The sequence below is a fragment of the Pseudomonas sp. OV546 genome, assembly GCF_900116845.1.
GTDB classification, from domain to species: Bacteria; Pseudomonadota; Gammaproteobacteria; order Pseudomonadales; family Pseudomonadaceae; genus Aquipseudomonas; species Aquipseudomonas petroselini.
The window spans coordinates 305,378-311,662 of sequence record NZ_FPCE01000008.1 but is presented as its reverse complement, the minus strand read 5'-3'; the positions used below and the strand labels follow the sequence as shown (position 1 = coordinate 311,662).

At 56.9% G+C, this 6,285-nt stretch carries 6 protein-coding genes; all 6 read right to left on the bottom strand.

What is annotated here, in order from left to right; all coding sequences use genetic code 11:
* Positions 1-191 precede the first annotated feature (191 nt).
* A complete protein-coding gene (msrQ, locus tag BM403_RS20120; protein ID WP_093544363.1) occupies positions 192-812 on the bottom strand; it encodes a protein-methionine-sulfoxide reductase heme-binding subunit MsrQ in 621 nt (206 codons plus the stop codon).
* Positions 812-1,825: a protein-methionine-sulfoxide reductase catalytic subunit MsrP gene (gene msrP, locus BM403_RS20115; RefSeq protein WP_015885887.1), complete on the bottom strand. Its 1,014-nt coding sequence runs from the start codon at positions 1,823-1,825 to the stop codon at positions 812-814. Before msrP ends, msrQ begins: the two co-directional genes overlap by 1 nt.
* Before the next feature lie 63 nt (positions 1,826-1,888).
* Positions 1,889-2,746 (bottom strand): CDP-diacylglycerol--serine O-phosphatidyltransferase, encoded by an 858-nt coding sequence (gene pssA, locus BM403_RS20110; RefSeq protein ID WP_015885888.1) that lies wholly within the window; start codon positions 2,744-2,746, stop codon positions 1,889-1,891.
* Positions 2,747-2,891: 145 nt separating this feature from the next.
* Positions 2,892-3,908 carry a ketol-acid reductoisomerase gene (gene ilvC, locus BM403_RS20105; RefSeq protein ID WP_003176099.1) on the bottom strand — a complete coding sequence of 339 codons (1,017 nt, stop codon included), beginning with the start codon at positions 3,906-3,908 and terminating at the stop codon, positions 2,892-2,894.
* 47 nt (positions 3,909-3,955) lie between these two features.
* Positions 3,956-4,447 carry an acetolactate synthase small subunit gene (gene ilvN / locus BM403_RS20100; protein ID WP_003176102.1) on the bottom strand — a complete coding sequence of 164 codons (492 nt, stop codon included), beginning with the start codon at positions 4,445-4,447 and terminating at the stop codon, positions 3,956-3,958.
* Positions 4,448-4,449: 2 nt separating this feature from the next.
* A complete protein-coding gene (locus BM403_RS20095) occupies positions 4,450-6,174 on the bottom strand; it encodes an acetolactate synthase 3 large subunit (protein ID WP_015885889.1) in 1,725 nt (574 codons plus the stop codon).
* Positions 6,175-6,285: the final 111 nt, after the last annotated feature.

The window sequence follows — 6,285 nt, the reverse complement described above, 5'->3', positions numbered from 1 at the left end:
TCGACCGAGAGGATCGAAACGTTAATAGAGCCAAACAACACCGCTCTACCAACTCCTTCTGGGCTTCGATGAACTGAAGCAACTCGCTGTCGAATTCTGCGTAACTCTTTGTTTACCAAGGAGTTTTCCGTTTCGACTGCGCCGGAAGTGGGGCGAATTATAGACTTCCAGAATCTGCCGTCAACCCTTAATTACGCTTTTGTTGCAGAAAGTGGTTTTTTCGCGATAAGTCGGGGAATCCGGCGCATCACCGGGGGTATCCGCAATACCAGAAGCAGCGCACCTATAGATGCATAGACAGCCCACTCCTTGAGATCAGCCCGCACTATCCACAACATATGCAGCAAGCCGAGCCCCAGAACGACATACACGAGACGATGCAGCTTTTTCCAACGGCTGCCCAATCGGCGCTGACTGTAACGATTAGAGGTCACCGCTAATACCAACAGCAACAGGAAACCCAGCGCCCCGACAATAATGTAAGGCCGCTTGCGCAACTCCACACCCAGCTGCGACCAGTCCAACCCAAGCACAAACACACAATAAGCAGCCAGGTGCAGCACAACATAGGCGAAGCACCACAATCCCAATTGCCGGCGCACCGCTATCCACCCCGCCCAACCACTAAGCTTCTGCAGTGGCGTCATTGCCAGGGTGATCAGTAACAGAATCAATGTGCCGAGCCCCAGCCGATCTACCAGCACCTTGCCCGGATCCGGCCCGAGGACAGCACTCCATGCCTCATAGAGCCAGAACAGCGGCCATACCGCCGCCGCTATAAAAACGCCAACGCGCCAGATCGGGTAACGCATCAGTAGTTCTTCCGCAGATCGAGACCGGTATAAAGAGCAGCCACCTCGTCCGAGTAACCATTGAACATCTGCGTCTCACGTACATTGGGACTGAACAGGCCACTCGGCAGACGACGCTCCCGCGCCTGAGTCCAACGAGGGTGATCGACCGTCGGGTTCACATTCGCGTAGAACCCGTACTCATCCGCGGCAATGCTTTGCCAGGTGGTTTTCGGTTGCTCACTCACGAGGCTGATCCGCACAATGGATTTCACGCTCTTGAAGCCATACTTCCACGGCACGACCAAGCGCAGCGGCGCACCGTTCTGGTTAGGCAATTCGCGCCCATACATACCCACCGCCAGAATCGCCAGGGGATTCATCGCCTCATCCAGACGCAAGCCTTCTATATAAGGCCAGTCGATCAAGCCAAAACTCGAGCGCTGCCCCGGCATGCTCTTTGGGTCCTGGAGGGTTTCAAAACGGATGTACTTGGCTTTGGAGGTCGGCTCAACCTGCTTGAGCAACGCAGAGATAGGAAAACCGATCCAGGGAATCACCATGGACCACGCCTCGACGCAGCGTAGACGGTAGATCCGCTCTTCCAACTGATAAGGTTTCATGAAGTCTTCCAGAGCATAGCGGCCTGGCTTCGCCACCTCACCATCAATAACCACACTCCAAGGCTCGGTCTTGAGTGAGCCCGCATTCGCTGCCGGGTCGCCCTTGTCGGTACCGAACTCATAGAAGTTGTTGTAGTGCGTTGCGTCCTTGAAGGGCGTGATCGCCTCATCCTTCACCGTGATGGCCTGCCATTTTGTGCCTGGCAGCTTCTCGGCAAACCAGGCCGGCGCCCTGCCCGCCTCGACATCGGCATAACGCGAGGCCTCGTCCGCACTGGCCCAACGCGGCAAGCTGCTGGCAGCAATGCCGGCAAGCGCACCACCGAGCAAGCTACGGCGAGAGAGATAGAAGGATTCAGGCGTGACATCCGACTCGTGGCAATCGGACGCTTTGGGCAACTTGATTAACATGGCAACTCCGCAGCATTGGAGAACTGATATACCAATAGACTGCGGAGTATGGGGGAAATTACATTAAGGCAATGTTTTGTCGCGGCGCAAATGCAGCAAGTACTGAACCGGCCCCGACGCGGCGTAGACCAGGAACGCCAGCAACAGAATACGCGGAGGATCACTGAACACCACGGCGAACACCAGCACCACTGCCAGAATCGCCACGAAAGGCACACGCCCCTTGAGGTCCAGCTCCTTAAAGCTGTTGTACTTGATGTTGCTGACCATCAGCATGCCGGCAGCAGCCACCATCAAGGCCACCAGGAACGACATCTTCGAACCCTGGATCCCGTAATCACTGAATGCCCAGACGATACCCGCCACCACACCCGCAGCAGCAGGGCTGGCAAGACCGATGAAGTAACGCTTGTCGGCGGTTCCCACCTGGGTGTTGAAGCGCGCCAGACGCAAAGCAGCGCCGGCGACATAGATGAAGGCAACCATCCAGCCGACCTTGCCCATATCGCCCAGCGCCCAGGCAAATGCCAACAACGCAGGGGCGACGCCAAACGCGACCATGTCCGACAGTGAGTCGTACTCGGCTCCGAAGGCGCTCTGTGTGTTGGTCATGCGCGCCACTCGCCCATCAAGGCCGTCGAGCACCATGGCCACGAAGATTGCAATGGCAGCAAAACCGAAATACTTGCTGGCACTCACCGCATCACCTGCCGCCAGTGCGCTTTGGGCACTCATGGAGTTGATGATGGAATAGAACCCGGCAAACAGGTTCGCCGTGGTGAACAGGTTGGGCAGCAGATAGATGCCACGATGCCGGACCTTGCGACCTTCCGCGTCATGCCCTTCTTCGACATGCTCATCGATCGGCAGCAGGCTTTCGGCGTCAGAAGCCTGGCTTGGCTCTTCGGGACGTTCGCTCATGGACTTTACCTTGCAACGGTGTGAAAAAAATTCGACAGATACTTGCGGCGAGTGTTCGCCCGCAAACGATGCAGCTTTATACCAGAACCCGCCCCTCAAACGAAAAAACGCGGCCTAAGCCGCGTTTTCTCTTGATACGTTCGACTTAGTTCTTGGCTTTGTCAACGATCTTGTTGGCACCGATCCACGGCATCATCGAGCGCAGTTGCTCGCCGATGACTTCGATACCGTGAGCGGCGTTGTTACGACGCTTGGCGGTCATCGAAGGGTAGCCGGTAGCGCCTTCGCTGATGAACATTTTGGCGTATTCGCCGTCCTGAATACGTTTCAGGGCGTTGCGCATGGCCTGACGGGACTCGGCGTTGATCACTTCCGGGCCAGTCACGTACTCGCCGTATTCGGCGTTGTTGGAGATCGAGTAGTTCATGTTGGCGATACCGCCTTCGTACATGAGGTCAACGATCAGCTTCAGTTCGTGCAGGCACTCGAAGTAGGCCATTTCTGGCGCGTAGCCAGCTTCAACCAGGGTTTCGAAACCGGCTTTAACCAGCTCAACGGTACCGCCGCACAGTACAGCTTGTTCGCCGAACAGGTCGGTTTCAGTCTCGTCCTTGAAGGTGGTTTCGATGATGCCGGTACGACCGCCACCCACGCCAGCAGCGTAGGACAGTGCGACGTTCTTGGCGTTGCCCGATGCGTCCTGGTAGATCGCGATCAGGTCAGGGATGCCGCCGCCTTTGACGAACTCGGAACGCACGGTGTGGCCCGGTGCTTTTGGCGCGATCATGATCACGTCGAGATCAGCGCGTGGCACTACTTGGTTGTAGTGGATCGCGAAGCCGTGGGAGAAGGCCAGGGTGGCGCCCTTCTTGATGTTCGGCTCGATTTCATTCTTGTACAGCGCGGACTGGAACTCGTCCGGGGTCAGGATCATGACCAGGTCGGCAGCAGCAACGGCGGAAGCAACGTCAGTCACTTTCAGGCCGTGGGCTTCAGCCTTGGCAACAGTGGCCGAGCCTTTACGCAGGCCAACAGTCACGTCAACGCCGGAATCTTTCAGGTTGCAAGCTTGCGCGTGACCCTGGGAACCGTAGCCGATGATGGCGACTTTCTTGCCCTGGATGATCGACAGGTCACAATCTTTATCGTAATAAACTTTCATGAGGTTCCTCTATATATCCAGGCCGTAAGGCCATTCACTAATTTGGGTTAAATGCTGAGTACTTTGTCGCCACGGGCAATCCCGGTGACACCACTGCGTACTGTTTCCAGAATCGAGGCCGTCCCGATCGACTGGATGAAGCTGTCCAGCTTGTCGCTTGTACCGGTCAGTTGAACGGTATAAACGCTGGCGCTCACATCAACGATCTGCCCGCGATAAATGTCGGTAGTCCGTTTGATCTCGGCACGTTGGGCACCCGTGGCCTTGACCTTAACCAGCATCAGCTCACGCTCGATGTGGGCACTTTCCGACAGGTCGACCAGCTTGACCACTTCGATCAGCTTGTTGAGGTTCTTGGTGATCTGCTCGATCACCTCATCGTGGCCCACGGTGGTCAACGTCAGGCGCGACAGGGTCGGGTCTTCGGTCGGGGCCACGGTCAGGCTTTCGATGTTGTAGTTGCGTTGCGAAAACAGGCCGACAACACGAGACAGAGCGCCGGGTTCGTTCTCCAGAAGCAGGGAGATAATGTGCCGCATGATTAAGTACGCTCCGTCTTGTTCAGCCACATGTCGCGCATAGAGCCGTCTTTGATCTGCATCGGGTAGACGTGCTCGCTGGTATCCACCTGAATATCGATGAACACCAAGCGGTCCTTCATGGCGAACGCCTCTTCCATCTTCGGCTTCAGATCTTTCAAATCGGTGATGCGAATGCCGACATGGCCATAGGCTTCAACCAATTTTACGAAATCCGGCAGCGACTCCATGTAGGAATGGGAGTGACGGCTGTTGTAGCTCATGTCCTGCCATTGACGAACCATGCCCAGCACGCCGTTGTTCAAGCACACGATCTTCACCGGAAGGCCGTACTGCAGGCACGTCGACAGTTCCTGGATGTTCATCTGGATGCTGCCCTCGCCGGTGACGCATGCAACGTCAGTGTCCGGGAAGCTCAGTTTCACGCCCATGGCCGCAGGGAAACCAAAGCCCATCGTGCCTAGGCCACCGGAGTTGATCCAGCGGTTAGGCTTGTCGAACTTGTAGTACTGCGCAGCGAACATCTGGTGCTGGCCCACGTCGGAGGTCACAAAGGCGTCGCCCTTGGTCACTTCGCACAGGGTCTCGATCACGGTTTGTGGCTTGATGATGCTGCCGTCGCCCTTGTCGTAAGGGAACAGGCCGCGATCACCGCGCCATTCGTCGATCTGCTTCCACCAACTGGCAACGGATTCCTTGTTCGGCGTCTCGCCGATGTCCTTGAGCGCAGCAACCATTTCGGTCAATACGCTTTCAACAGGACCCACGATCGGCACATCGGCCTTGATGGTCTTGGAGATGGACGCCGGGTCGATGTCGATATGGATGATCTTGGCATTCGGGCAGAATTTGCTCGCGCCGTTGATCACGCGGTCATCGAAACGCGCGCCCACTGCCAGGATCACGTCGGCGTGGTGCATCGCCAGGTTAGCGGTGTAGCTGCCGTGCATGCCGAGCATGCCGACAAACTGACGGTCGGTACCTGGGAAGGCGCCGAGGCCCATCAACGTATTGGTCACCGGCAGGTTGAGCAGTTTGGCCAGCTCAGTCAAAGGCGCAGAACCGCCGCCCAGAATCACGCCACCACCCGAGTACAGCACTGGACGCTTGGCCGCCAGGAGCATTTCTGCGGCCTTGCGGATTTGCCCCGAGTGCCCACGGACGGCCGGGCTGTAGGAGCGCAGCTTGGCCTTCTTCGGGAAGATGTATTCGAATTTCTCGGCCGGGTTGGTCATGTCTTTCGGGATGTCGACCACCACAGGACCCGGGCGACCGGACTGTGCGAGGTAGAAGGCCTTTTTCATGACTTCCGGGATTTCCGACGCATGCTTGATCATGAAGCTGTGTTTCACGATCGGCCGGGAGATACCGATCATGTCGGTTTCCTGGAATGCATCGGTACCGACCATGGTGCTAGCCACTTGGCCGGAAATGATCACCATCGGGATGGAGTCCATATACGCAGTCGCGATGCCGGTAATGGCATTGGTTGCGCCAGGGCCGGACGTTACCAGTACCACACCGGCTTTACCGGTGGCACGGGCGTAACCGTCAGCCATATGGGTCGCGGCCTGCTCGTGGCGAACCAGGATGTGGGTAACAGCCGGTTCCTTGAACAGTGCGTCGTAGACATGCAGCAGAGCACCACCTGGGTACCCGTAGATATAGTCGACGCCTTCGTCACGCAAAAAGCGGACGAGCATCTCACCGCCAGATAAAAGCTCCACGTTGTTCACCTCTAAAACGCCAGAATACCGTCCGTTAAAAAAACCGACGGGTCTTAATAGGTTTACTTCTCAACAGAGCATGAGCGACGGTGGTCGCCGACTACGTCAGCA

What these genes read in the sequence shown, in the direction of transcription:
- msrQ (WP_093544363.1), bottom strand. Translation starts at nt 812, where the DNA reads ATGCGTTACCCGATCTGGCGCGTTGGCGTTTTTATAGCGGCGGCGGTA.
- msrP (WP_015885887.1), bottom strand. Translation starts at nt 1,825, where the DNA reads ATGTTAATCAAGTTGCCCAAAGCGTCCGATTGCCACGAGTCGGATGTC.
- pssA (WP_015885888.1), bottom strand. Translation starts at nt 2,746, where the DNA reads ATGAGCGAACGTCCCGAAGAGCCAAGCCAGGCTTCTGACGCCGAAAGC.
- ilvC (WP_003176099.1), bottom strand. Translation starts at nt 3,908, where the DNA reads ATGAAAGTTTATTACGATAAAGATTGTGACCTGTCGATCATCCAGGGC.
- ilvN (WP_003176102.1), bottom strand. Translation starts at nt 4,447, where the DNA reads ATGCGGCACATTATCTCCCTGCTTCTGGAGAACGAACCCGGCGCTCTG.